At 68.7% G+C, this 25,990-nt stretch carries 21 protein-coding genes; 7 read left to right on the top strand and 14 right to left on the bottom strand.

Annotated elements, in window-relative coordinates:
* Nucleotides 1-49: 49 nt before the first annotated feature.
* Nucleotides 50-952, bottom strand: a complete 903-nt coding sequence (locus tag VK92_RS31595; protein ID WP_021161341.1) for a LysR family transcriptional regulator — start codon at nucleotides 950-952, stop codon at nucleotides 50-52.
* Nucleotides 953-1,097: 145 nt separating this feature from the next.
* On the opposite strand from VK92_RS31595, the gene VK92_RS31590 reads away from it, so the two are divergent.
* Nucleotides 1,098-3,128, top strand: coding sequence for an FUSC family protein (locus tag VK92_RS31590; RefSeq protein WP_048022491.1), 2,031 nt, complete (start codon nucleotides 1,098-1,100; stop codon nucleotides 3,126-3,128).
* Between the two features lie 55 nt (nucleotides 3,129-3,183).
* On the opposite strand, the gene VK92_RS31585 is transcribed toward VK92_RS31590, so the two are convergent.
* Complete coding sequence (locus tag VK92_RS31585) at nucleotides 3,184-4,104, bottom strand: bestrophin family protein (protein ID WP_048022490.1); 921 nt, start codon at nucleotides 4,102-4,104, stop codon at nucleotides 3,184-3,186.
* A gap of 12 nt (nucleotides 4,105-4,116) precedes the next feature.
* Nucleotides 4,117-6,441: an FdhF/YdeP family oxidoreductase gene (locus VK92_RS31580; RefSeq protein WP_048022489.1), complete on the bottom strand. Its 2,325-nt coding sequence runs from the start codon at nucleotides 6,439-6,441 to the stop codon at nucleotides 4,117-4,119.
* A gap of 155 nt (nucleotides 6,442-6,596) precedes the next feature.
* Here VK92_RS31580 and VK92_RS31575 point away from each other — a divergent pair, with 155 nt between their 5' ends.
* Nucleotides 6,597-8,018: an aminotransferase-like domain-containing protein gene (locus VK92_RS31575; protein WP_048022488.1), complete on the top strand. Its 1,422-nt coding sequence runs from the start codon at nucleotides 6,597-6,599 to the stop codon at nucleotides 8,016-8,018.
* Nucleotides 8,019-8,070: 52 nt separating this feature from the next.
* On the opposite strand, the gene VK92_RS31570 is transcribed toward VK92_RS31575, so the two are convergent.
* Nucleotides 8,071-9,321, bottom strand: a complete 1,251-nt coding sequence (locus tag VK92_RS31570; RefSeq protein ID WP_048022487.1) for a mechanosensitive ion channel family protein — start codon at nucleotides 9,319-9,321, stop codon at nucleotides 8,071-8,073.
* A gap of 493 nt (nucleotides 9,322-9,814) precedes the next feature.
* On the opposite strand from VK92_RS31570, the gene VK92_RS31565 reads away from it, so the two are divergent.
* Nucleotides 9,815-11,533 carry a SulP family inorganic anion transporter gene (locus tag VK92_RS31565; RefSeq protein WP_048022486.1) on the top strand — a complete coding sequence of 573 codons (1,719 nt, stop codon included), beginning with the start codon at nucleotides 9,815-9,817 and terminating at the stop codon, nucleotides 11,531-11,533.
* Between the two features lie 8 nt (nucleotides 11,534-11,541).
* Here the strand turns inward: VK92_RS31565 and VK92_RS31560 are convergent, their stop codons facing one another.
* On the bottom strand, nucleotides 11,542-12,417 hold the full coding sequence (locus VK92_RS31560; protein WP_048022485.1) for a LysR family transcriptional regulator: 876 nt from the start codon (nucleotides 12,415-12,417) through the stop codon (nucleotides 11,542-11,544).
* A gap of 95 nt (nucleotides 12,418-12,512) precedes the next feature.
* On the opposite strand from VK92_RS31560, the gene VK92_RS31555 reads away from it, so the two are divergent.
* The gene (locus VK92_RS31555) at nucleotides 12,513-13,112 is read left to right on the top strand and encodes a LysE family translocator (protein ID WP_082160829.1); all 600 of its coding nucleotides are present in this window, start codon (nucleotides 12,513-12,515) and stop codon (nucleotides 13,110-13,112) included.
* A 36-nt stretch (nucleotides 13,113-13,148) separates the two neighbouring features.
* Here the strand turns inward: VK92_RS31555 and VK92_RS31550 are convergent, their stop codons facing one another.
* The 5 genes from VK92_RS31550 to VK92_RS31530 all read right to left on the bottom strand — a co-directional run bounded on the left by VK92_RS31550 (nucleotide 13,149) and on the right by VK92_RS31530 (nucleotide 17,118).
* Nucleotides 13,149-14,603 (bottom strand): DHA2 family efflux MFS transporter permease subunit, encoded by a 1,455-nt coding sequence (locus VK92_RS31550; protein ID WP_048022484.1) that lies wholly within the window; start codon nucleotides 14,601-14,603, stop codon nucleotides 13,149-13,151.
* The gene (locus VK92_RS31545) at nucleotides 14,600-15,163 is read right to left on the bottom strand and encodes an isochorismatase family protein (RefSeq protein WP_048022483.1); all 564 of its coding nucleotides are present in this window, start codon (nucleotides 15,161-15,163) and stop codon (nucleotides 14,600-14,602) included. The genes VK92_RS31550 and VK92_RS31545 overlap by 4 nt, the downstream gene beginning before the upstream one ends.
* A 68-nt stretch (nucleotides 15,164-15,231) precedes the next feature.
* Nucleotides 15,232-15,687: a MarR family winged helix-turn-helix transcriptional regulator gene (locus tag VK92_RS31540; protein ID WP_021162055.1), complete on the bottom strand. Its 456-nt coding sequence runs from the start codon at nucleotides 15,685-15,687 to the stop codon at nucleotides 15,232-15,234.
* A gap of 73 nt (nucleotides 15,688-15,760) precedes the next feature.
* The gene (locus tag VK92_RS31535; RefSeq protein WP_048022482.1) at nucleotides 15,761-15,994 is read right to left on the bottom strand and encodes a DUF7661 family protein; all 234 of its coding nucleotides are present in this window, start codon (nucleotides 15,992-15,994) and stop codon (nucleotides 15,761-15,763) included.
* Nucleotides 15,995-16,035: 41 nt separating this feature from the next.
* Entirely contained in the window at nucleotides 16,036-17,118 is a 1,083-nt protein-coding gene (locus tag VK92_RS31530) for a serine hydrolase (RefSeq protein ID WP_048022481.1), read from the bottom strand.
* Nucleotides 17,119-17,348: 230 nt separating this feature from the next.
* Here VK92_RS31530 and VK92_RS39090 point away from each other — a divergent pair, with 230 nt between their 5' ends.
* The gene (locus tag VK92_RS39090) at nucleotides 17,349-18,338 is read left to right on the top strand and encodes a hypothetical protein (RefSeq protein ID WP_053076257.1); all 990 of its coding nucleotides are present in this window, start codon (nucleotides 17,349-17,351) and stop codon (nucleotides 18,336-18,338) included.
* Here VK92_RS39090 and VK92_RS31520 read toward each other — a convergent pair.
* Nucleotides 18,335-18,613: a hypothetical protein gene (locus VK92_RS31520; RefSeq protein ID WP_048022480.1), complete on the bottom strand. Its 279-nt coding sequence runs from the start codon at nucleotides 18,611-18,613 to the stop codon at nucleotides 18,335-18,337. The genes VK92_RS39090 and VK92_RS31520 overlap by 4 nt on opposite strands.
* Nucleotides 18,614-18,664: 51 nt before the next feature.
* Between VK92_RS31520 and VK92_RS31515 the strand changes: the two genes are divergently transcribed.
* Both VK92_RS31515 and VK92_RS31510 read left to right on the top strand, forming a co-directional pair.
* The gene (locus tag VK92_RS31515) at nucleotides 18,665-19,540 is read left to right on the top strand and encodes a LysR family transcriptional regulator (protein ID WP_048022479.1); all 876 of its coding nucleotides are present in this window, start codon (nucleotides 18,665-18,667) and stop codon (nucleotides 19,538-19,540) included.
* A 74-nt stretch (nucleotides 19,541-19,614) separates the two neighbouring features.
* Nucleotides 19,615-19,899, top strand: coding sequence for a transcriptional regulator (locus tag VK92_RS31510; RefSeq protein WP_122982904.1), 285 nt, complete (start codon nucleotides 19,615-19,617; stop codon nucleotides 19,897-19,899).
* A gap of 70 nt (nucleotides 19,900-19,969) precedes the next feature.
* Here VK92_RS31510 and VK92_RS31505 read toward each other — a convergent pair whose 3' ends face one another.
* From VK92_RS31505 to VK92_RS31495, 3 genes are all read right to left on the bottom strand, one after another.
* On the bottom strand, nucleotides 19,970-20,713 hold the full coding sequence (locus tag VK92_RS31505) for a transporter (RefSeq protein ID WP_048022477.1): 744 nt from the start codon (nucleotides 20,711-20,713) through the stop codon (nucleotides 19,970-19,972).
* Between the two features lie 76 nt (nucleotides 20,714-20,789).
* Entirely contained in the window at nucleotides 20,790-23,555 is a 2,766-nt protein-coding gene (mgtA, locus tag VK92_RS31500; protein ID WP_082160828.1) for a magnesium-translocating P-type ATPase, read from the bottom strand.
* A gap of 715 nt (nucleotides 23,556-24,270) precedes the next feature.
* Nucleotides 24,271-25,926 carry a S8 family peptidase gene (locus VK92_RS31495; RefSeq protein ID WP_048028247.1) on the bottom strand — a complete coding sequence of 552 codons (1,656 nt, stop codon included), beginning with the start codon at nucleotides 25,924-25,926 and terminating at the stop codon, nucleotides 24,271-24,273.
* Nucleotides 25,927-25,990 lie beyond the last annotated feature (64 nt).

The raw sequence follows: 25,990 nt of genomic DNA, 5'->3' as shown, positions 1-25,990 counted from the left end.
TTTCGCGCCGCGCAATAATCGGCGTGCGAACCGGGCCGAACGGTACCGGTTACGGGGCCGTTCGCCATGCGGTGAACAGTTCCGCGAGGAAATCGACGAACGCGCGCACCTTGCTGTCGAGCGTCGCGCGCCGCGGGTACAGCACGTGCAGCTCGACGTCGTCGGCCCGGTGCCAGTCGGGCAGCACGATTTCGAGTTCGTTCCGTTCGAGCCGGCGGGCCGTGTAGTGCGTCGAGGCCAGCGCGATGCCGCCGCCGCTCGCGGCCTGGCGCAGCACCGTCACCGATTCGTTGGTGATCAGCACCGGTCGCACCGGCACGTCGGCGACTTCGCCGGCCGCATTGGTGAGCCGCAGCGTCTGGCCGGGCGCGTCGCGGCCGACGAGCAGCAGGTCGTGCTGCGCGAGGTCCTGCGGCGTGGCGGGCCGGCCGACGCGGTCGAGATAGGCGGGGCTCGCCGCGAGCTTCGCCTGCGACCAGCCGAGCGAGCGTGCGATGTAGCTGGAGTCGGTCAGCACGCCCGCGCGCAGCGCGACGTCGAAGCCGTGTTCGACGAGATCGAGCGGGTTGTTGTCGTAGATCAGCACGAGCTGGACGAGCGGGTAGCGCCGGCGAAATTCGGCGAGCGCCGGCTCCAGTTCGAACAGGCCGATCGAGTAGGGCACCAGCACGCGCAGCGTGCCCTCCGGCGCCATGCGCAGCGCGCGGGCCTGGCGGTCCGCGTCGAGGAGGATGTCCTCGGCGCGCAGGCAGCGCTCGTAGTAGTCGCGTCCGGCCTCGGTGACGGACACGCGGCGTGTGGTCCGGTACAGCAGCTGGACGCCGAGATCGTCCTCGAGCTGCTTGACCTTGCGGCTCACGCGGCTGAGCGGCATGTCGAGTTGCGTGGCGGCGGCGGTGAAGTTGCCGCGCTCGACCACGCGCAGGAATATGCGGATGCTTTCGAAGTTCATACGGGGTGCTTCCGTGTTCGACCTGCGCGCATCTTACCTTCGCCGGCCGGATCGCTCCGTGCGGCGGCGATTATCCTGCCCGGTGCAATAACGCATCCCGTCCACGCGTCTTAGTGGCGGCGGCGCGCCCCCGTATGCTCGCCGCATGAAATTCGCCTTGCCCGATCTGCCGCCGCTTGCGGCCTTCCGCACCGTGCTGCGCGACGCACGGCCCACGCTGCCGCCCGGTGCGGTCGCCTTCGCGTTGCGCAACACGGCCGCGTCGCTGCTCGCGCTCTACATTGCCTTCCGGATGAATCTCGACGACCCGAAATGGGCCGCATCGACGGTGTGGATCGTCGCGCAGGGCAGCCGCGGGATGGGCTTGTCGAAGAGCCAGTACCGGATTCTCGGCACCGCGATCGGCGCGGCCGTCGCGCTCGTGCTGACCGGTGCATTCGCGCAGACCCCCGAGCTGTTCCTGCCGGCGCTCGCTGCCTGGATCGGCCTGTGCGCGGGCGTCGCGACGTTCCAGCGGAATTTCCGCGCCTACGCGGCGGTGCTCGCCGGCTACACGGCCGCGATCGTCGCGATGGATGCGGTATCCGCGCCGCTGCACGCGTTCGACATCGCGGTCGCGCGGTTCCTTTACGTGGTGGTCGGCATCCTGTGCGGCGCGCTGTTCGATACGGTCTTCGCACCGGGCACGCCGCTGGACGATGTCCGTACGCGCCTCAAGCGCTATCTCGACCGCGCGGCGGCGGTCGGCGCGGGTGCGCTGCGCCGCGAGCCGAACGTCGCGGCCGTGCACCGGCTGTTCGCGGATGCGCTCGAACTCGACACGGCGGCCGAGTACGCGGCCACCGGCGCGCCGCCGGTGCGCAACGCGATCGGCCATCTGCGCACGGCGGTGCTGGGCGTGCTGTCCGCGCAGGCCGCGGGGCAGGCGCTGCACGATCACGCGGCGCGCAGCGGCGGCACGCCGGACCCGCTGGTCGCCGAGGCCGCGCAGGTGCTCGACGGCGTGGCGGCGTCGGGCGAAGCGGGCGCCGCGCTCACCGCATTGCGGGCGCGCGTGGACGACGCGGTGCGCGCCGAGGCCGCGGAGCCGGCCGGCTCGGACCCGTCGCGCCTGCTCACGCTCGACCGGCTGGCGGCGCTGCTTGCCGGGTTCGACGCCGCCTTTGCGGGCAACGCGCAGCTGGACCTGCCGAATCCGCCGGCGTCGCAGGTGCGTTATGCGTTCCACCACGATCCGGTGCTCGCGTGGCACAACGGGATGCGCGCGTTCATCGCGGTGCTGGTCGCCGCGGTGTTCTGGATCGTGACGGCGTGGCCGTCGGGCACCGGGTTCGTCGCGATCACGGGGGTGGTCTGCGCGCTGTTCTCGACGCGCCCGAACTCGGTGGGCGCCACCGTCGGCTTCCTGAAAGGCGCCGCCTGCGCGGCGGTCGCGGGTGCCCTTTGCAACTTCGTGCTGCTGCCGGCGGTGTCGGGCTTCGAGATGCTCGCGTACATCCTCGGCGTGTTCACGATCGGCGCGGGCATCGCGATGCGCCATCCGCGTGCGGCCGGCATCGGCAGCGGCTTCTCGATCTTCTTCTGGAATTTCACGTCGCCGGACAACACGGCGCGCATCGGCGACGCCGCCTTTCTCAATTCGGCGCTCGCCACGCTGCTCGGCATCGCGTTCGGCGCGATGGTGTTCGCGCTCGTGTTTCCCGGCGATCCCGGCGCGAGCCGGCGGCGCCTGCATAGCGCGGTGCGCGGCGACCTCGCCCGCATCGCACGCAATCCGCGGGCGTGGCCGGCGAGCGCGTGGCTGAGCCGCACGGCCGACCGTCTCGGGCGCGAGCTCGGCTTCGCGGGCCGTCTGCCGGCCACCCTCATCGAGCGCGACCTGCGCGATTTGCTCGCGGCCTGGACGATCGGCGACAGCCTGTTGGCGCTGGCCGAACTGGCCGCGCGCGAGCCGGCGGCGCGCCGTGCAGTCGCGTTGGTACGGGGGCGGGTCGGGCGCGCGGATTTCGCCGGGCTCGAGCGGGCTTGCGGCGCGGCGGCCCGCGTGCTGCTGCGGCGCGTGACCGAGGTCGACAGCGACGACGGGCGCGCGCTGCTGCGCGGTGTCGTGCTGCTGCGGACGATCGCGGAGACGGCGGCCGCGCATGACCGCTTCCTGCGCGGCCGCCGGGATTGAGGGACTGAGAGGCGGAGGGCGGACGGGCGGACGGGCGCGCGCGGCGGCCCGTGCGTCAACTGAGGCGATAGGCCTTGCCGGGCGTCACTTCCGCCGGTAGCGGCTCGCGGTTCAGTTCGAGCAGCGTGCGCTCGATCGTCCGCGTCATTGCATCGAGCGCGAGATGGTTCGGCCCGTCGCCGAACGGTTCGGCGATCGCATGCGCGATCGCGTCGAGCGCGATCAGCGTATAGGCGACGAACACGGTGACGAACGGCGTTGCCGCGCCGATCGAATCGACGAGGCCGAACGGCAGCAGCACGCAGTACGCATAGATCGTCCGGTGCAGCAGCACGTCGTACGAGAACGGGATCGGCGTCGACGCGATACGCTCGCAGCCGCTCACCATCGCGACGAGATCGTCGAGGCGTGCGTCGAGCATCCACAGTCGCGTATCGGCGAGACGCCCGGCGTCGGCGCGCGCGGCGAATGCTTCGCGCAGTTCGTGAACGATCGCGACCGGCGCATACCGGGCGGCGGCGATGCGCGTAGAGGTGGCGCCGTCGAGCAGCGTGCGCAGGTCGGCCGCCGGATCGGTGCCGCGCAGCTGATGCTTCAGCGCATAGACGAACGCGACGACCTTGCGCACGAACGCCTGCCGTGACGCGTCGTCATCGTCGATCGCGCCGTAGCAGAGCGCCTGCGACACCAGCGTGCGCGTGGCGGTCAGCACGCCGCCCCACAGCTGACGGCCCTCGCGGTAGCGTTCGTAGCTCGCATTGTTGCGAAACCCCGCGAAGATCGCGAGCGTGAGGCCGATCAGCGTGAACGGCGTCGGGTTCAGCGGCACTTTCTCGCCGAGCACGCGGCCGCCGCCCCACACCGCGACGACGCTGATCGCGAGCGTCAGCACGAGTTGCGGCAGGATGGTCGGCAGCACCGACCCGTTCCAGACGAGCAGCATCCGCAGCCAGTGCTCGCGCGGACGAACGATCATCGCCGTGCTCCGTCAGGCGGCGATCGCTGCCGGCGCGGCCGCGCGATGCAGCAGCACGGGTACCGACTTCGACGTCGGCGTGTTGCACACGTCGCCGACGCTGTCGAGCGGCACCAGCGGGTTGGTTTCCGGGTAGTACGCGCCGATGCAGCCGCGCGGAATGTCGTATTCGACGAGCAGGAAACCGTCCGCGCGCCGCTCGATGCCGTCGTGCCACACGGTTTCCATGTCGACCCATTCGCCGGCCTTCAGGCCGAGCATCGCGAGATCGTCGCGGTTGGCGAACACCACGCGGCGCTGGCCGAACACGCCGCGATAACGGTCGTCGAGCCCGTAGACGGTCGTGTTGTACTGGTCGTGCGAGCGCGTCGTCATCAGCGTCATCAGGCGTTCGCCGTGCAGCGCGCGGGCGCGCTGGATCGGCGTGTCGGCGGGCAGCGGGTGCGCGATGAAGTTCGCCTTGCCCGTCGGCGTTAGCCATTCGCGGTCGCGCGACGCGACGCGCAGGTGGAAGCCGCCCGGCCGCGCGATGCGCGTGTTGTAGTCGTAGAAGCCGTCGAGGGTGGCCTCGATCGCGTCGCGAATCTTCGCGTAATCGTCCTTGTAGGCGAGCCAGTCGACCTTGCCGCTGCCGAACAGCGCATGGCCGATGTGCGCGACGATCGCGGGCTCCGACATCAGGTTCGGCGAGGCCGGCTTGTTCATCCCGTACGACACGTGGACCATGCTCATCGAATCCTCGACGGTCACGCCTTGCGCGACGTTGTCCTGCAGGTCGATCTCGGTGCGGCCGAGCGTCGGCAGGATCAGCGCGTCGCGGCCGTGGATCAGGTGGCTGCGGTTCAGCTTCGTCGTGATGTGCACGGAAAGATCGCAGCGGCGCATGCCTTCCCACGTGCGCGGCGTGTCGGGCGTCGCCATCGCGAAGTTGCCGCCGAGGCCGATCAGCACCTTCACGTGGCCTTCGAGCATGCCTTCGATCGTCTCGACGACGTCGTAGCCGTGGTGGCGCGGCGGTTCGAAATCGAACACGTGGCCGAGCCGGTCGAGGAACGCCTGCGACGGCTTTTCCTCGATCCCGACCGTGCGGTTGCCCTGCACGTTCGAGTGGCCGCGCACCGGGCACAGGCCGGCGCCGGGGCGGCCGATGTTGCCGCGCATCAGCATCAGGTTCGTCAGCATCTGCACGGTCGCGACCGAATGCTTGTGCTGCGTGATGCCCATCCCCCACGTCGCGATCACGCGTTCGCTGCGTGCATAGAGCTGCGCGAGGCTGTCGATCTGTTCGTACGGCACGCCGCTTTCGGCGGTCAGCGCGGACCAGCTTTCGTTGCGAAGATCGTCGGCAAACGCGTCGAAGCTGGCCGTGTGCTCGCCGATGAACGCGGTGTCGAGCACGCGCGGCGCACCGGCGGCGCGCGCGGCGTCGTCGAGTTCGAGCACGCGCTTCGCCATCCCCTTGATCAGCGCGAAGTCACCGCCGATCGTCGGCTGGATGAACGTCGATGCGATCTTCGTGCCCGACATCGTCAGCATCTCGATCGGGCTTTGCGGATCGGCGAAACGTTCGAGGCCGCGCTCCTTCAGCGGGTTGATCGACACGATCGTCGCGCCGCGCTTCGCGCATTCGCGCAGCTCGCCCATCATCCGCGGGTGGTTGGTGGCCGGGTTCTGGCCGAAGATCAGCAGCGTGTCGGCGTGCTCGAAATCGTCGAGCGTGACGGTGCCCTTGCCGACGCCGACCGACGGCGGCAGCCCGCGGCTCGTCGCCTCGTGGCACATGTTCGAGCAGTCGGGAAAGTTGTTCGTGCCGTACAGCCGCACGAGCAGCTGGTACAGGAACGCCGCTTCGTTGCTCGCGCGCCCGGACGTGTAGAACGCGGCCTGGTTCGGATCGGGCAGCGCGCGCAGGTGGCGCGCGATCAGTTCGAACGCGTCGTCCCACGCGATCGGCACGTAGCGGTCGGTCTGCGCGTCGTACACCATCGGGTCGGTGAGCCGGCCGTGCTGCTCGAGTTCGAAGTCCGTCTGTTCGAGCAGCTCGGTGACCGTGTGCGCGGCGAAGAATTCAGGCGTCACGCGCTTGCTGGTCGCTTCGGCGGCCACGGCCTTCACGCCGTTTTCGCAGAATTCGAACGTCGACGCGTGCTGGCGGTCGGGCCATGCGCAGCCCGGGCAGTCGAAGCCGTCCGGCTGGTTCTGGCGCAGCAGCGTGCGGTAGTTGCCGCCGGCGACCTTTTCCTTGATCAGGTTGATCGTGACGGCCTTCAGCGCACCCCAGCCGGCGGCCGGGTGGGTGTACGGTTCGATGCGCGCGGTAGCGGATTTCTTTTTCATGATGCAACGGGTGTCGGGGTCGATGGCCGCAGAGTACGCGCGGGCCCCGTCCGGCTGTGTGTACACCTGTTCGCTTCAAAAAAGAGTACAGTTGCGGCCATTCAGGCAGTGCGGATCGCAACTGTGTTGTTGAAGGGAAGTTGAAAGGGAGGCGCGTGAAGCGTTACGAACAACTGGCCGACGATCTCCAGGCGCAGATCGAGCGTGGCGTATACCGGCCGGGCGAGCGGATTCCGTCGGTGCGGCAGGCGAGCCGGCAGCAGCAGCTCAGCGTCACGACCGTGCTGCGTGCGTACCTCGTGCTGGAAAGCCGCGGCCTGATCGAGAGCCGGCCGCAATCGGGCTACTTCGTCCGTGCGCGCGCGTCGGTGCCCGCCGAGGCGGAGCTGCACATGTCGGCGCCGGCCGCGGAACCGTCGGCCGTGGACGTGAGCCGGCTCGTGCTGTCGACGCTGCGTTCGATCGCGCGCGACGACGCGGTGCCGCTCGGCTCGCCGTATCCCGATGCGTCGCAGTTTCCGGTGCAGCGTCTCGCGCGTTATGCGCAGACGATCGGCCGCCGCCGCACCCGCTGGGGCGTGATCGACGATCTGCCGCCCGGCAACCAGGAGCTGATCCGCCAGATCGCGCGGCGTTACGCGGAGCGCGGGATCGCGGTCGAACCCGGCGAGATCGTGGTGACGATCGGCGCGACCGAGGCGATCAACCTGTGCCTGCAGGCCGTCGCGCGGCCGGGCGACACGATCGCGGTGGAGTCGCCGACGTTCTACGCGATGCTGCACGCGATCGAGCGGATGGGCATGCGTGCGCTGGAAGTCGCGACGCACCCGGGTGACGGCATCGATCTCGACGCGCTCGAACGCGTCCTCGAACGCGAGCGCATCGCCGCGTGCATGGTGATGCCGAATTTCCAGAATCCGCTCGGCTTCCAGATGCCCGACGCGCGCAAGCGCGCGCTCGTCGAGCTGCTGGCGAAGCACGACGTGCCGGCGATCGAGAGCGACGTCTATCACGAGCTGCACTTCGGCGACACGACGCCGAGCGCACTGAAGTCGTTCGACCGCGACGGGCTCGTGCTGCATTGCGCGTCGTTCACGAAGAGCCTGTCGCCGCGCTACCGGATCGGCTGGGCGATGCCGGGCCGCTACCGCGACCAGGTCGAGAAGCTGAAATTCCTGAACACGCTCGCGACGCCCGCGATCGAGCAGCTCGCGATCGCCGAGTACCTGAAACACGACGGCTACGACTTTCACCTGCGGCGCATGCGCAAGCTGTATGCGCAGCAGGCGAGCCTGATGAGCGCGATGGTGCGGCGCTTCTTCCCGGAGGGTACGCGGCTGTCGCAGCCGCAGGGCGGGTATGTGCTGTGGGTCGAGCTGCCGAAGCAGGTCGACGCGATGAAGCTGTATGCGCTGGCCCTCGCGGAGCGGATCACGGTCGGGCCCGGGCACATGTTCTCGGCCGGCACCGATTACCGGCATTTCATCCGGCTCAACTACAGCTATCCATGGTCGCGGCAGATCGAGGATGCGCTGAAGGTGCTCGGGCGGCTCGCGTCGGAGTGCGCGGCGCGGTGAGCGCCGCCATGCCCGGCGGCAGGCGGCCGATGACCGGCCGCCGTGTCGCGCGTCATCCCGCGTGCGGCGCCTGCAGCCCGGCTTGCACGGCTTGCCCGGCGCCGGCCATCTGCCGCATGTCGAAACCCGACGGGTGCTGGTACACGCGCAGCCCGAATTCCGGCAGCACCGCGATCAGGTGATCGAACAGGTCGGACTGGATGGCTTCATAGTCGACCCAGGTCGTCGTGTCGGTGAAGCAGTACAGTTCGAGCGGAATGCCTTCGGCCGTGAGCGGCAGTTGCCGCGCCATGCAGGTCATGTCGCGGCGGATGCGCGGATGGCCCTTCAGGTAGTTCGCGACATACGCGCGAAACGTGCCGAGATTCGTCAGCTGGCGGCGGTTCGCCGGGCAGTCGCCGGCCGCGCCGAGCGTGCCGTTCCATTGCTCGATCGCGTCGACCTTGTCCTCGAGATAGTCCTTCAGCAGCGTCAGGCGTTCGAGCCGTTCGATCTCGTCGTTCGACAGAAAACGCACGCTCGTCGCGTCGACGAACAGCGCGCGCTTGATGCGGCGCCCGCCTGCCTCGGTCATCCCGCGCCAGTTCTGGTAGCTCTCGGTGATCAGTTTCCACGTGGGCACCGTGATGATCGTGTGATCGAAGTTCGCGACCTTGACGGTATTCAGCGTGATGTCGATGACCGTGCCGTCCGCACCGGCCGACGGCATCGTGATCCAGTCGCCGATCCGCAGCATGTCGTTCGACGACAGCTGCACGCCCGCGACGAGGCCGAGCAGCGTGTCCTTGAAGATCAGCATCAGCACCGCCGACATCGCACCGATGCCGGACAGCAGCAGGCCGATCTGCTTGCCGGTTGCGTCGCCGATCACGACGAGCGCGGCCGTGATGAACATCACGAGCTTGACGAGCTGCATCGCGCCTTTCAGCGACAGGCGCGGCTGGTCGCGCTGGTACGTGCGATGCGCGTGTTCGAGCGCCGAAAGCGTCGCGCTCACGGTCATCGTCACGAGGAACACGATCAGCGCGAACAGCGCCTTGTCGGCGACCTGCGCGGCCGTATCGGGAATGCCGGGCACCGCGCCGAGCCCGAGCTTGATCACGACGAACGGGACGATGCGGTTCAGCCACTTGAATGCGCCGAACTCGAACAGCGCGTCGTCGACGCGCGTGGCGGAAAGCCGCGCAAGCCGCGCGACCACGCGGAACAGCAGGAAATGGACGACGGTGGTGATCGCGCCGGCGGCGGCGAGCAGGATGAGGATGCCGACGAGCGGCTCAAACCAGGATTCGTTCAGGGTCATAGGGGCAAGCAGGGGCCTTCTCGTGCGTTGAATCGGCGCCGCGACGCGACGCGCGCCCGGTGAAGGGCACATGAAAGGGACCGTGATTGTGCCATCGGGTTCCAGGCACGTCGCCGTGAATGCGCGGCGCGCGGCTCCCGGATCGGCTCACCATTGCGCAGGTCTCCTCTGCAATCGGGTGACGGAGGATGACGAGAGCGCGTCACCGCAAGCCGGTGCGCGTGCGGGTTGCCGGATGCGCCGACGGTTCGTCCGGAATCGGCGCGACGCCGCTGCGGCGGGCCTGTGCGCTTCAATGCGCGTGCACGGCGATCCATGCAATCATGCGGGCGTCGCAGGGTTGTCGACGTGCCGTCCGCCTTGGCGCGCGGGCCCTCCGTCGACGGTGAGCGACACGTGCCGCCTTCGCGCACTTGCCATGCGATGCCTGCCAGGGGCACGATGCGCGAACGACTTCGCGAACCACGTCACCCCGTATTCACGCACTTCACGCATGCAAGATTCCAACGAAAGCCGCCCGTCAGGCGTGCGGCTGCTGAAAGGCATCCTCCCGGTCCGCCGTGGCGGGGCCGTCCGCGACATTCTCGCGGGCATTTCGCTCGCGTCGATGGACATCCCGCAGGTGCTTGGCTACGCGCGCATCGCCGGCATGCCGGCCGTCACGGGCCTCTACACGGTGTTCCTGCCGCTCGTCGCGTTCGCGATCTTCGGCGCGTCGCGGCATCTGGTGGTGGCCGCCGATTCCGCGACCGCGACGATCTTCGCGAGCCGGCTGTCGTCGATGGCGTCGGCCGGCAGCGCCGAATACGTGGCGCTGGCCGGCATGGTCGCGCTGCTGACCGCCGCGATGCTGCTGCTCGCGCGCATCTTCAAGCTCGGTTTTCTCGCCGATTTCCTGTCGCGCACGGTGCTGGTCGGTTTTCTCGCCGGCGTCGGCGTGCAGGTGTCGATCGCGATGCTCGGCGACATGCTCGGGCTGGCCGTACCGTACCCGGCGTCGCGCAGCCTCGCGCAGCTCGACTACGTCGTCACGCATCTCGTCCACACGAACCGGCCGACGTTCGCGCTCGCGGCGCTCGTCGTCGTCGCGATTCTCGCCGGCAAGCGGTTCCTGCCGCGCGTGCCGATGCCGATGATCGCGGTCGCGGGCAGCATCGCGGCGAGCGGCACGTTCGGATTCGCCGCGCACGGCATCGCGGTGCTCGGGCCGGTCGCGGGCGGGCTGCCGCCGTTGCGCTGGCCGTCCGTCACGTGGCAGCAGTTCCTCGATCTCGTGCCGGTCGCCGCGTCGTGTTTCGTGATGATCATTGCGCAGAGCGCGGCCGCCGCGCGCGTGTTCGCGCAGCAGTATCGCGAGGACGTCGATACCAATGCCGACATCCTCGGCCTCGCGGCCGCGAACGCCGCGGCGGCGGTGGGCGGCGCGTTCGTCGTCAACGGCAGCCCGACGCAGACGGCGATGGCCGACGGCGCGGGCGTGCGCAGCCAGATCGGGCATCTCGCGTTTGCGGCGGTCGTCGCCGTCGTGCTGCTGTTCTTCAGCACCTACCTTCAGTATCTGCCGCATGCGGTGCTGGCCGGCATCGTGTTCACGATCGCGCTCGGGTTGATCAACGTGCGCAGCCTTGCCGCGATCCGCAAGGAAAGCCCCGGCGAGTTCACGCTTGCGCTGGTCACGGCCGTGGCCGTCGTGACGGTCGGCGTCGAGCACGGCATCCTGCTGGCCGTCGCGCTGTCGCTGATGCGGCACGTGCGCCACAGCTACCAGCCGCACACGATGGTGCTCGAACCGGTCGAAGGGAACGGAAGGTGGCAGCCGGTGCCCACGCGGCGGGGGGCGATGACGGCGCCGGGGCTGATCATCTACCGGTTCGGCTCCGACCTGTTTTTCGCGAACGATCACCTGTTCGCCGCCGAAGTGACCGAGCTCGTCGATGCGGCGCCGGTGCCGGCGCGCTGGTTCGTCGTCGATGCGGGGGCCGTCACCGACATCGATTATTCGGCCGCACGCACGCTGACCGATCTCGTCAGGATGCTGCACGCGCGCGGGATCGGCGTGCTGTTCGGGCGTGTCAACCGCTACCTGCGCGCGGACATGGATCGCCACCGGATCACGGAGATCGTCGGCGCGTCGTGCATCTTCCCGACGCTGCACCAGGCGCTCGAGGCCGCCGGCACGACGCCGGCGCCACAGGAGCCGGGCACCGTGTAGTGTCGGGCCTATGCGGCCGCACGCAAGCGCGCGAAGCCGTTGCGCAGGTGGCGCGCGAGTTCCGTCGCGGCCGGCGTGTGCTGGCCGCGCGGCAGATGAAGGTTGATCGCGAAGTTCGGCAGCGGGGGCAGGCCGCTGTCGGCCGGCAGGATATCGAGGTCGGCCGGCACGGTCGACGCGAGCCATGTGGTCACGGCGAGGTCGGAGCGCACGGTCGCGGTGGTGGCGTCGATGCTGCCGTTCTCGAACACGGTGCGCCACGCGCGATCGCAGCCGCGCAGCGCGTCGAGCACCGTCGGGCGGAACGCGCAGGTCGGCGCGACCATCGATACGGGCAGCGGCGTGTTCCGGTACGCGGTGCCGCCTTTCGCACCGACCCAGACCAGGCGGTCGACGGCGATGCACTCGCCGCGTGACGGCCCGACCGGCGCCTCGATCAGCGCGACGTCGAGTTCGCCCTGCGCGAGCCCCCGGTGCAGCTCCGGCGACGCCTCGCACACGAGCGTGAGCGCGACCTGCGGATGCGCCTGCGCATAACCCTTCAGGATCGGCGCGAGACAGGTGCCGACGAGATCCTGCGGCGCGCCGAGGCGCACGGTGCCGTCGACCGCGCCGGCCGTCATGTCGGCCAGCAGCGCATCGTGCACGGCGAGCAGCCGGCGCGCCTGCTCGAGCAGCCGCTCGCCGTCCGCCGTGAGCAGCAGGTTGCGGTGCTCGCGGACGAACAGCGGGCCGGCCAGCGTTTCGAGCCGTGCAACTTGCTGGCTGATCGCGCCTTGCGTCAGGTGCAGCGCGCGGCTGGCCGCCGTCATGCTGCGATGATCGGCGACCGTGACGAAGGCGCGCAGCAGCGCGAGGTCGAGATGACGTGCCATGCGACGCATTATGAGCGCTAATGACAGGCATAAAAAGCTTTCGCTGTCGTAATGGCGGGATCGCGCGTAAAACAGGGCTTCGACAACGCCGACCGGGAGCTTCCGTGCCGTTCCGAGACTACCTGCCGCTGATGCTGTTCGTGATCGTGTCCACCGTGACGCCGGGCGGCGCGACGACGCTCGCCACTGCGTCGGGCGCCCATTTCGGCTACCGGCGTTCGCTGCCGATGATGGCGGGCATCGCGGCCGGCCTGGCGTCGATGGCCGCTGCGGCGGCGGCCGGGCTCGGCGGCGTGCTGCTCGCGCTGCCCGCGTTGCAACTCGTGATGAAGGCGGTCGGTTCGGTGTACCTCGCGTGGCTGGCCGTGCGCATCGGGCGCGGCGGCAAGCCGCGGCTCGATGCGGAGGTGCACCGGCCGCAGGGATTCCTCAGCGGCGTCTGGATGCTCTGGCACAACCCGAAAGGCTGGGCGATGACGCTCGGTGCGGCCGCGTCGTTTGCCGCGCTCGCGTCCGGCCCGGCCCGCCTCGGCATATTGCTCGGGCTGGCGTTCGGCGTGGCCGCGATGGCGTCGCTGTCGCTCTGGTGTTTCGCCGGGCTGCTGTTCGCGCGGGTGCTACGCACGGAGCGGCAGTGGCACTGCCTGAATGCGGCGCTCGGCGTGCTGCTCGTGATCTCGATCGTGCCGATGTGGCTGCCGTAGCGGGTCGGCCGCACGTGTCTTGCGGTCGCCCGAAGGTCAGCGCGAACCGGCGCGCGCGGTGCCGGCCGGCTGCCCGCCCGCACCGGTCGACCACAACGGCAGGCGCAGCGTCGTGACGACGCTTGCCGCGTGCAGCACGCAAAGCAGGCCGAACGCCCACGCATACGCGTTCGCCGGCGTGCCGCCGCCCGCCGCCGATTCGACCTGCAGCCGCCATGCGAGGAACAGCGTGCACACGGTGGTGAACGTCGGGCCGCCGAGACGCTGCACGATATTGAGCGAGGTCGTCGCCATCGGCAGGTTGCGGCGCTCGACCGACGCATACGCGGCGGCGATCGACGGCGCGCCGATCGCGCTCTGGCCCATGCCGCGCAGGAACAGTGCCGGCACGAGCAGGTAAGGATCGTAGCCGGTCAGCGCGAGGAACACGAACGGCAGCGTCGCGGCGAGTGCGAGCAACGCGCCGGCCGAGGCCAGCCGGCGCACGCCGAACCGGCTCGTCAGCGCGCCCATCGACGGATACGTGACGAGCATGCCGAGGCCCATCGGCGCGAGCAGCCAGCCCATTTCGCCGGGCGTGCGCCCGCACGCCTGGATCAGGAACACCGGAATCAGCATCTGGCCCGCGAACAGCGCGCCGTTCGACAGGAACTGCGTCGACGCGGCCGCGCCGAACACCTTGCCGCGAAACAGCGCAAGGTCGATCAGCGCATCGTCGCCGTTGCGCGTCTCGACCCGCAGGAAGGCGGCGAGCAACAGCGCCGACACGACGATCGCCGCGATGCCGGGCGCTTCGTTGATCCGCTCGATGCCGTACAGGAACAGCACGAGCCCCGGCGACAGCAACGCGAGGCCGACCCAGTCGAGCGTGCGCCGTGGCGCGTCGTCGCGATCGGCGGGCAGGAACCGCGCGGCCAGCGCGAGCGCCAGCACGCCGACGGGCAGGTTCACGAGAAACAGCCAGCGCCACGACGCATGTTGCAGGATCGCGCCGGCCACGACCGGGCCGAGGATCGGCGCGAGCAGCACGGGCACGGCCGCGTAGCCGATCACGCGCGCCATCTGCTGGCCGGCGACACGCGCGATCATCATCTGCGCCATCGGCGCGAGCAGCCCGCCGCTGACCCCTTGCAGCACGCGGAAGGCGATCAGCGACGGCGCGGACCACGCGAGCCCGCACAGGGCCGACGTGAGCGTGAACGCCGAGAAGCACCACAGGTACAGCGCCTTCGCGCCGATGCGGTCGACGAGCCAGCCGCTCAGCGGCAACACCAGCGTCAGCGCGAGCAGGTAGCCGCTCGTCACCCACTGGATCGTCGACAGGCTCGCATGCAGGTCGGTCGCGAGGCTCGACAGCGACACGTTGACGATCGTCGCATCGAGCTGAGACAGCAGCGAGCCGAGCGTCGCGACCGTGCTGACTTTCCAGATCGACGGATCGAGCCGGCCGGCCGCGTGGCCCGGCGCCGGCTGGATGCGTGGGTCGCTCACGCGCCGCGCCGGTCGAGCAGCGCGACGATGTCCTGCGTCGTGCCCGTTTCGCCGAGGCGCGGGAACAGCCGCTCGACGCTGTTGACGTGAGCGTCCGCCTTGAGGTCGGTCATCGCGTCGATGGCGAGCGTCACGTTGTAGCCGAGCTCGTGCGCCTGTCGCGCGGTCGATTCGACGCCGATGCTCGTCGCGACGCCCGCCAGCACGATCTGCGTGACGCCGGCTGCCTTCAGGTGCGCGTCGAGACCGGTGCCGGTGAAGGCGCCCCAGGTCCGCTTCGTCACGACGTGGTCGCTCGGCTGGCGGTTCAGTTCGGGCACGAGTTCGGTCCAGTCGGCGGGGAGCTGCGCCACGGGCGGCGATTGCTCGGTGCGGCCCGGTGCGCCGCCCGCGACGTTGACCAGCACGACCGGCAGGCCGCGGCTGCGGAAGGCGTCGAGCAGTTCGCGGGCGTGGGCGATCACCGGCGCGACCGGGTGCGCGGTGGGGAGGGCGACGATGCCTTTCTGCAGGTCGATGACGACGAGTGCCGTGTTCGTGTCGAGACGGGTTGCGCTCATGATGGGGGCTCCGTGGAAGGGACGAGGAAAGCCGTGCGCGCGAATGCCGCGGGGCGCGCGGGCCGGGTTCACTGCTCGCCGATGCGGCGGATCAGCGGGATTGCGGCGGCGAGCGTGTCGATGTCTGCGGGGTCGAGCTGCTCGATCGCGGCGCCGAGCCACTTGTGCTTGGCGGCGTTGCGCTTGAGCCGCGCGTCGAGGCCGGCCGCGGTCAGCCGGAACAGGATCTGGCGGCCGTCGGTCGGATGCGGTTCGCGCTCGACGAGACCGTCTTCCTCGAGGCTCGCGAGAATCGCCTTCATCGATTGAGGCTTCATCGCTTCGGCGCGCGCGAGATCGGCGGTCGTCATCGGCCCGTGCCGCTGGAGTCGCGCGAGCGCGCTCGTCTGGGACATGCCGAGCCCGTCGGATTCGATCGCGGAGCGGAGCCGGCGGATCAGCTGGCCGACCGCGAGGGTCAGGTCGGCAGCGACGATATCGGCGGAAACGCCGGATTTGCGTGGAGGGTTCATGCGGCGGATCATAGAACACGACAGTTAAACTTGCAAGTTTAACTGTCGAATTGACCGCCGGATCGAGGTACGGCCGGGTGTTCGGTTACGCGCCGCGGAGCGGGATCGGTACGACCTCGTTGTATCTCGGGGTCGCGTTTTCGTGCAGCAGGTCGCCGAGGTATTGCGCGAGTTCGTCGGCGGCGAGCGCGGACGGAATGTGCAGGTTGGCCGCGCGTCGCTTGCCTTCGGTGCCGAGATCGAACACGGCCCAGCGGCCGTCCTTGCGCACGACGGCGAGCAGACGGCCGAAGGCGTTGAAGCGGTATTCGTCCTGCATGGCTGCGCTCCCGTAGGTGAATGCGCCGGCCGCCCGCGCGCTCACTGGATCGAGCAGGACAGCCAGCGATGGATCTTGATGGCATCGCTCGAGATGCCCGCACGCGTCGGTGCGCCGAGCAGCACGACCGTTTCGCGGCGGCCCTTCACACGCATGCGCATCACGACGCCGTGCCCGGACTCGTTGATGAAGCCGGTTTTCTGCAGCCGGATCGGCAGGCGGCGGTAGCGGACGAGCGGGTCGGAATTCACGTACACCAGCTCGCCGTCGCCCGGGCGCACGGTGGTCGACGTATCCGTCGAGAAATAGCGGATCAGCGGGTCCTGCGCCGCCGCGCCGACGAGCTTCGCGAGATCCTCGGCCGTCGACACGTTGTGCGGCGACAGGCCGGTCGGCTCGCGGAAGTGCGTATGGCGCATGCCGAGCCGGCGCGCTTCGCGATTCATCGCGTTGACGAACGCGGCGCGCCCGCCCGGATAGTCGCGGCTCAGCGCCGCGGCCGCGCGGTTTTCCGACGACATCAGCGCGATATGGAACATCTCGCGGCGCGACAGTTCCGAGCCCACCTGCAGGCGCGACCCGGTGAACTTGATCGTGTCGCGGTCGCGCGCGGTGACGCGCAGCACGCCGTTCAGCGGACGGTCGGCGTCGCGCGCGACGACGGCCGTCATCAGCTTCGAGATCGACGCGATCGGCCGCACCGTGCGTGCGTTGCGCGCCAGCAGCGGCGTGCCGGAGTCGACGTCGAGCACGTAGGCCGCACGTGAATGCAGGGTATTGAGCGCGCGCGGGGAGTAGCCGCAGCTTGCCATCAGGCGCGGTTTCGCGGCGGCCGGGCGCGGGCGGACGGCGTTCGTGCGCTTCGCGCGGCGATGCGGGGCCGGGGCGGCGTGACGCTTGATCGTCTGATGCTTCGCACTCGGGCGACGATGCTTGACCGCCTTGTGCTTGCGGTGGGGTTTCTTCTTGACGGTTTTCTTGTGCGGGTGCGCGTGGGCCTGCGCGGTGCGATGCGGCTGCACGCGCTGCGCGGACACGTTCGCGGCGAACGCGAGCAGCAGGAACGAGAGGGCGAGGATCAGCATGGTCCGTGCGCGAGGCACGCGCGCGATGAGGCCGGTCAAGCGAAAGTCTCCTTTCCACGCGCGAAGTGGCGGCGCGGAATGCATGGGCGGTCAGCGGGTGCGGGAAATTATAAGGTCGTTCGCGAGAGGATGACGATAGCGGCCGGCCGTCGGCGCGCTGTTTTGCCGGCTGCCGCCGCGGTGTGCCGCGTTTTGCGTCGATATGTCGCGCCGGCGTGACAAACGATGGTACGGCCGGCAAGATGGCGAGCTCATCGTCAGGAGAACCCATGTCACGCCAACCGCACGCGCTGCCCGTGCTGCCGCTTGCATCGATCGACAGCCTGTCCGCGACAGGTGAACTCGTTGCCTTCAACGTCGGCGCGGACGATGCGTTGTACATGGCATTTGCACTGGAACCGCTCGATGACCGCGCACGCTCCGACGGCGCTTCGTTCGCGATCACGACACCCTCGGCTGCGCAGCGCCATCGCTTGATTGCATGGCGGGACGGCGACACGCTGCTCGATCTCATCGTCGACAACGAACCGTTCGATATTCACGAGATCCAGCCGGTGGGAGACGATCTGCTGCTGGTCTGCTGTCGATCCTCTTATCGCGGGCCGGACGATTTCGACCTGAACGGCCGCCTCTATCGCCGCGACGGCACGCGTTGCGGAGAAATACTGCTGGGCGACGGCATCCAGTCCGTGCAGGTCACGGGCACGGGAGAAATCTGGACATCCTATTTCGACGAAGGTGTCTTCGGCAATTTCGGCTGGGAGGCGCCGGTCGGGGCGCCCGGACTGGTCGCGTGGAGCCGGCGCGGCGAGCTGCTGCATGCGTTCTCGCCGCCCGAGGGACTGCGCCCGATCGACGACTGTTATGCGCTCAACGTTCAAGGGGACCACGACGTCTGGCTGTATTACTACAGCGAATTCGCGCTCGTCCACTTGCGCGACCGGCAGCCTGTTGCGTCATGGCGTGTTCCGGTCAAGGGCAGTCACGCGTTCGCGGTGATGGAAGACCAGGCGCAACACGGTGAATGCGTGGCGCTGTTGTGCGGGGCATACGGCGATCGCGACGTATTGCAGGTCGTGCGTCTGGGCACCGATGGCCAGGTACGGGCGGTACGCGCGTATCGCATGCTGAATGGTGGCTCGGCGCCGGTGGGCGTGGCACGCGCGGTCGGCCGTGGTCGTGCGCTCTACGTTGTCGGCACGGACGGCAACGTGTATCGGATCGACATGGCGGGGCTTTGCGCGGCCGATACCGCTTAACGCGGCCAGTTCCGCCGCGACACGACCGCGAAACTGATCGCGATCGACCCCGTTACCACGCGCGGCGGCGCGTCGTCGAGCGCATCGCCGAAGCGAAAACGGCGGCTGCGTCCGTCGCTGCGTTCGGCACGACGTTTCGGCGCACGCGTATCGGCCGCGGCGGTGCGTTCGTTCGCGACGGCCATGTCGCACGGCTGGTCGGCCACGCAGTCGGCGGCATGATCGAGGGGCATGACAGTCGGTTCCGGGAAGGGCATGCCCGTATTGAACGCCATTGCATTCGATCGGTAAAATGAATGTTTTAATCGTTACGATTCCTTTTAAGAATGGAATTGAAACTGCTGCGTACGTTCCTGACCGTCACCGAGCTGTGCCATTTCAGCCGCGCGGCCGATGCGCTGCACATGAGCCAGCCGGCACTGAGCAAGCAGATCGGCGCGCTGGAGGCGAGCCTCGGCGGCAAGCTGTTCGAGCGCGGGCGGCATGGCGCGGAGCTGACGCCGTTCGGCGAGCGTTTCCTGCCCGACGCGCAGGCGCTCGTGCGCGATGCCGACGAGATCCTCGCGCGCGCACGGGAGGCGACCAGCGGGCAGCGCGGGCATCTGCGGCTCGGCATTTGCCTGTCGGTACTGACGATCGTGCCGAAGCGGGTCGCGGAGTTTCGTCGCCGCAATCCGGGCATTGCGGTCACGTTGAGCGACCTGTCGTCGTCCGAGCAGACACGCCGGCTGCGCGCGGGCAAGCTCGATGCCGGGTTTCTGCGCCTGCCGTCCGACGAAGGTTTGTCGTCATTCAAGGTGATCGACGAGGGGCTCGCGCTGGCGGTGCCGCCGCATCTCGGCTTCAAGCGCGTGCCGGCCGATCTCGACGTGCTCAACGAGATCGGCTTCATCGCGCTGCAGCGTGCGCGGGGCCCGGGGCTCGCCGCGCAGATCGATCGATGGTGCGTCGAGCGCCGCTTCGTGCCGCACGTGACGCAGCAGGCCGAGGACGTGCAGTCGGTGCTGACGTCGGTCGCGGCCGGTGTCGGCGTCGCATTCATTCCGTCGCGCGCGCAGTACCTGCTGCGCGATGCGACAGTGCTGCCGCTCGATGGCCGGGATGCAAAGTGGCGCGTCGGGCTTGCGTGGCGGTCGGATCGCGACGATCCCGTGACCACGCGCTTCGTGTCGTTCATGCGTGCCGCGATCAAGGAAGCCTGACGGACGAAGCGATATAGTTTCCGCAATCGGCGCTGAATGCGCGAATGAATACCTGTCTGCTACGGACCGAATCGATGACCTCAGAATCCGACGAATCCCCACTCGATCCCGCACTCGTCGCGACGCTCGCAACGCTGAACGACGCCGCGAGCGATCCGGCCGGCAAGACCTGGTCGCTGCCGAAGATCGCGAAACGCGCGCAACTGCCGATGAGCACGCTGCGCCGCGTGCTGACGCAGCTCGACGCCGCCGGCCTGAGTGCGACGACGCTGAACGAAGACGGCACCGGCAGCGCCGCGCTGACCGATGAAGGGCGCGCCGTGTGCGCGCAACTGTTCGGCGCGAACGACACGCAATGAAAAACGGGCCGCTGGAAGCGGCCCGTCGTCTGGCGGTTCGGTATGCGGTTCGATGCCGCACACCTGCGTGTCACCAGCGCGCCGTCACGCCGCCCATCACCGAATGACGATAGGTCTGGTCGTTCAGCCCGCGCCGGTAGCCGATGTCGAGATCGAGCCACGGCTTCGGCGAATAGATCGCGCCCGCGATCGCGAATGCGGGATTCGCGCCGGCGCCGCGCTCCGTGTTGCGCGACGTGCCGATGTCGGCCACGATCTGCAGCTTGTCGGTCGCCTTGTAGATCGCCGCGCCCGACACGGCCCAGATCGACGTCAGGTCGCCCTGGCGATTCGGCTGGTAAGTGAGGCCCGCATTCGCAAGCAGCGAGAAGCGAGCGATGTCGGCCTGCGCGAGCAGCGTCGCGCCGGTGCCGACGCGGCCGGTGCCGAGCCCGCGGCCGTCGTTGCCGGTCGGCATCGTCACCTTCGGTTTCAGCGCGAGCGACAGCGGCCCGCGTTCGACGAAGCGCCATTTCATGCCGATCTCGACATCGCCGATTCCCGCGCCGTTCTCGTCGGTCCGCGTTTGCAGATGCGTGTAAGGCGCGTTGACGTAGAGGTCGACGTGTTCGCCGAACCCGCGCGTGAGCGTCGCGTTCCATAGCTGGTGGCGGCCGTTTTCTTCCTGTTTCGAGGTTTCCTCGCCGTTGAACTCGAACTGCCAGTTCGCATTGCCCTGCGTGCCCGTATCGTCGCTGACGAGCGGGTGAGCCGGATAGGCGTCGAACGGTGCGAGGAGTGCGCTCGCGGCGGCGAGCGGAAGGATTCTTTTCATCACATTACCGATAGAGCGTCGTGAAAGGCCGGCCCGCGCGCGTTGCGCGGGCCGGTACATCGTCATCCGAACGGAATCAGAACCACTGCTTGTAGCGGCGCACGTAGATCGTCTTGACGATCTGCGCGAGCAGGATATAGCCGACCATCGTCGCGGCGAGCCACAGCCAGAAGGTGCCCGGCAGGTGCATGAAGCCGAGCGACTCCGCGAACGGCGAGAACGGCAGCCAGCAGCCGATCGCGATCGCGGTGAACGTCGACAGCAGCACCGGCAGCGCGGCCGTGCTCTGCAGGAACGGAATCTTCTGCGTGCGCAGCAGGTGCACGACGAGCGTCTGCGACACGAGGCTCTCGATGAACCAGCCGGAGTTCATCACGATCTGGCCGCCCGAACCGCCGTTCAGGTGATACATCGCACCCGCGCCGAATACCGTCCACATCAGGATGTACGTCGTGATGTCGAACACCGACGACGTCGGCCCGACCCACAGCATGAAGCGGCTGATGTTGCCGGCTTCCCACTTGCGCGGCTTCTTCAGGAACTCGGGGTCCATCTTGTCCCACGGCAGCAGCATCTGCGACGTGTCGTAGATCAGGTTCAGCACGAGCAGCTGCGTCGCGAGCATCGGCTCCCACGGCAGGAACGCGCTGGCGACGAGCACCGAGAACACGTTGCCGAAGTTCGAGCTCGCGGTCATGTTCAGGTACTTCAGGATGTTGCCGAACGTCTCGCGGCCCTTGATCACGCCTTCCTCGAGCACCATCAGGCTCTTTTCGAGCAGGATGATGTCGGCGGTTTCCTTTGCGATGTCGGCGCCGCTGTCGACCGAGATGCCGACGTCGGCGTCGCGCAGCGCGGGGGCGTCGTTGATGCCGTCGCCGAGGAAGCCGACCGTGTGGCCGTTCGCCTGCAGCGCCTTGACGATGCGAGCCTTCTGCAGCGGCGTCAGTTTCGCGAACACCGTCGTGCGTTCGACGACCTGCGCGAGCGTCGCGTCGTCGAGCGCTTCGATCTCCGTGCCGAGGATCGGCTTGCCGGGTTCGAGGCCGACCTGGCGGCATACCTTCATCGTGACGATCGGGTTGTCGCCCGTCAGCACCTTCACCGCGACACCGTTTTCGCGCAGCGCGGCGAGTGCCGGCGCAGCCGATTCCTTCGGCGGGTCGAGGAAGGTCAGGAAGCCGCGCACGACGAGGTCGTGTTCGTCGGCGGTGCGGTACTGCTCGCGCTCGTCGCCGCGCGGGATCGTGCGCGTCGCGAGCACGAGCACGCGGAAACCGTCCTCGTTGTACGCGCTGGCCTGTTCGAGCAGCCGCTTGCGCGCGACGAAGTCGAGCGGACGCACGCCGTCCTCATCCTGCACGTGGGTGGAGACGGCCAGCATCTCCTCGACCGCGCCCTTGCAGATCAGCAGGTGCGTGCCGCGCGTATCCTCGACGACGACCGACAGGCGCCGCCGGACGAAGTCGAACGGCAGTTCGTCGATCTTCTTGTAGCCCTGCGGCTTCACGCGCTCGCCGATCTCGTCGGCACGTGCGACGACCGCGATGTCGATCAGGTTCTTCTGGCCGCTCTGGTGGAAGCTGTTCAGCCAGCCGAGCCGCAGGATGTCCTCGTTCTTGTGGCCCGACAGGTCGAGGTGATGCTCGAGGATGATCTTGTCCTGCGTGAGCGTGCCGGTCTTGTCGGTGCACAGCACGTCCATCGCGCCGAAGTTCTGCACCGAGTTCAGGCGTTTCACGACGACCTTGCGGCGCGCCATCGCGACCGCGCCGCGCGCGAGGTTCGCGCTGACGATCATCGGCAGCATCTCGGGCGTGAGGCCCACGGCCACCGCGAGCGCGAACGTGAGCGCGCTCAGCCAGTCGCCCTTGGTCAGCCCGTTGATCATGAACACGATCGGCACCATCACGAACATGAACTTGATCAGCAGCCAGCTCACGCTTGCGACGCCGCGGTCGAAGCTCGTCTCGATGCGCTTGTGGCTCACGACGTTGCGCGCGAGCGAGCCGAAGTACGTATCTTCGCCGGTCGCGACGACGACGGCCGTCGCCGTGCCGCTGACGACGTTGGTGCCCATGAAGCAGACGTTCTCGAGGTCGAGCAGCGATGCCGATGCATCGTTCGCCGCACCGTCCGCGGGCGAGCTCGCGGATTTGCCGGCCACCGCGCCGAGCGTGTCGTATTTCTCGACGGGCAGCGCTTCGCCGGTCAGCACGGCCTGGCTGATGAACAGGTCGCGCGATGCGAGCAGGCGCACGTCCGCCGGGATCATGTCGCCGGCCGACAGGTGCACGATGTCGCCGGTCACGACTTCGCGCATCGGCACTTCGCGGCGCGCCGGCTCGGACGTGTCGGTCACGGAACGCTGCACGGTGGCCGTCGTGCGGACCATCGCCTTCAGCTTCTCGGCCGCGCGCAGCGAGCGGAATTCCTGCACGAAGCGCAGCAGCGCGCTGATCGTGACCATCGTCAGCAGGATCGTCATGCCGACATAGTCGCGATCGTCGGGTGCGGCGAACCAGACGTCGGTGAAGAAGCTGATGGCGGCCAGCACCAGCAGCACGTAGACGAACGGGTTGTGGAAGGAAAGCAGCAGCTGGCGCGTCCAGTGCGGCGGCTTGTCGTGCGCGATTTCGTTCGGGCCGTAGTGCTGCAGGCGATCGGCGGCCTGGTCGTAGGTGAGGCCGCGCGTGCTGGTATGCAGCGCCTTCAGCGTGTCTTCGAGCGGACGGGCCGCTTCCTGCGCGACGCGCATGATGCGCGGTTCGTTCTGCTGGCCGGCGCCGGTCTTGATGAAGCCGCGCTGATTCTTCTGCGAGGTGTTGTGTCGTGTCGTCATGAGTCGCTCCTTGCGCACGAGGCGGCGGGCGGGGAGCGACCGTGACGTTATCGACGCACGAGCGCTCCCCGCCGCGTCGCGTCAGGCGCGATCGGCTGTGGATCGGTGATGGATGGAACGCTCGCCGGCGCGTGCGGGGCAGCCGGAGGGGCGATGCGCAGCGTCGCACCGGCGAGCGGTAATCGACTACTGTCGTCTGAGTTCATCTGCACTCCTGTCGGTTGCGGATAGGCGGCACGGGCGATCGGCAGCCGCGCACGCACGAGGGCGCGCGGCCGGACGGCACGCGAACGGAGGGCGCACGCGGCTGGCGCCGCGCGCGACACGAACGCACACGCGCGAGGGCGCGTCGCGTGCATTCGACAACATCGAAAATTCGGCGGGAGATCCGGCCCGTGGTCAGGCTGGAAAGACGCCGCATCCTGCTTCCCGGGATGCGGCAGAAGACGAGGCTCTGCGCGTTTTCCTCAGGCAGCAGTCAAGTTGGTCAAGCACCAACTACAACTCGCATCGGTGTTCACAGAACACTCCATGTAATTTGACGGGAGCGATGGTAATGGCTCGCTGTGCGAAGCGTCAACCCTTTTGTCAGGTGTTATTTCGAGATGCGTAATCGGGGTGACGTGTGCGCGGCGCGGCCCCGGATTGCCGCGAATGAAACGGCCGCGCGCATGCGTGATCGGCATGCGCGCGGCCGCGTGGAAGCAGGGGCGGGTTACTGGCCCGCTGCCGCGATGGCGGCCCCTGCGTCGACAATGCCCGAGCCAGCCGGCATCGCGGTGCACGACGTGCCGGCCGCGAGCTTGGTCGTGCGCGCGCCGCCTTGCAGCTTCTGCTGGATCTGCGCGGGCGTGAGGTTGCCGTTCACCGACAGCATCAGCGCGGCGACGCCCGACACCTGCGGCGTCGCGAGGCTGGTGCCGTTCGCGAGGCCGTAGGTGTCCGAGCCCGGCGTCGTGGTGCCGGTGTTCGACGTCGACAGGATGTTGACGCCCGGCGCGCTCAGCGAGACATCGGCGCCGAAGTTGCTGAACGACGCGCGGCGGCCCGTCGCGTCGGTGGCGCCGACGCTGATCACGCCGCGGCAGTTCGCGGGCTGGTCGAGCCCGGTCGACAGGCCGTCGTTGCCGGCCGCGACGACGACGGTCACGCCCTTCGCGGTCACGTCGTCGATCGCCTGCTGGAACGTCGTGCTGCATGCGCCGACGCCGCCGAGGCTCAGGTTGATGACCTTCGCGGGGCGCGGGTTCGTCGGCACGCCGTTCACCGGGATGCCGGCTGCCCAGCGCATCCCGTCGGCGATGTCGCTCGTCACGCCGCCGCACTTGCCGAGCACGCGCACCGGCAGGATCTGGCCGAGCCACGACACGCCGGCGATGCCGGTGCCGTTGTTGGCGGTCGCGCCGATCACGCCCATCACGCGCGTGCCGTGCCAGCTGCTGTCGCTCGGCTGGCTCGCGCAGTGATAGTACGGGCCGTTTGCGTTGTCGAGTTCCTGTTGCGTGACCCAGTCGCCGGGATCGGTCGCGTCAGGGTTGCGCGTCAGGCCGTTGTTGCTGGTGTTGACGTTGCTGATGAAGCTGTAGCCGGACAGCAGGTTGCCCATGAGGTCGGCATGCGGCCGGTAGCCGGTGTCGAGCACGGCCGTGACGACGGTCGGCGAACCCTTGGTCACGTTCCAGGCGGGCGGCAGGTCGATGCCGGCGGTCGGGTCGGACAGGTACCACTGCTGGTTGTAGAGCGGATCGCTCGGCGTGTCGCGGATCTGCATCGGGTGATCCGGTTCCGCGTAGTCCACGTCCGAATCGGCCGCGAATGCCTGCGCGAGCGCGGCTGCGTCGGTGGCGGCCATGCGCTGGCCGAGCGACAGCACGGCCGCGCCGTTCGAGATCGTCCGTTCGACCTGCACATTCACCGGGGCTTGCCCGACCGTGCTCGCATAGGCACGTGCACTGCCGGCGACCGGTGCCGTCCAGCGCGTCATCGAGCGCTGGATGACCGCGTCGAGCCGCGTCCCGTTGTCGATGGCCGCCATCGCACGCGTGGCCGTCAGCGTCTTCAGCTTGACGATCAGGTGATCGATCGGCGCTTCTGCCGGTGCGGCCTGCGCCGCCATCTGCACGGCGGCCTGCTGCGTCGCGCATGCATTGCTGCCGGCCGAGGCGGGCGGGGTCGTCGGTGTGCCGGGAGCGGGCGTCGGGGCGGGGGCAGGTGCCGGTGCCGCGTTGGAAGAAGACGGGTTGCTGCCGTCGCCGCCGCCTCCGCCGCCGCAACCGGCGAGGGGCAGGAGGGCGGCGGCAGACAGCATGCCGGCGAGCATGCGCGCATGTGCGGAGCGCGCCAGCGCAAGATTGAAACGCTTGGTTCTCATGTTGAAACTCGATCCTCGTAGATAACCGTCGTGCCGGCGGTGGCGCTGGTCCGGCTGACCCGGA

It is taken from the genome of Burkholderia sp. LK4 (assembly GCF_001043615.1).
GTDB classification, from domain to species: Bacteria; Pseudomonadota; Gammaproteobacteria; order Burkholderiales; family Burkholderiaceae; genus Burkholderia; species Burkholderia cepacia.
The sequence above is the reverse complement of the archived record's forward strand: the minus strand, read 5'-3'. Positions and strand labels throughout refer to the sequence as shown.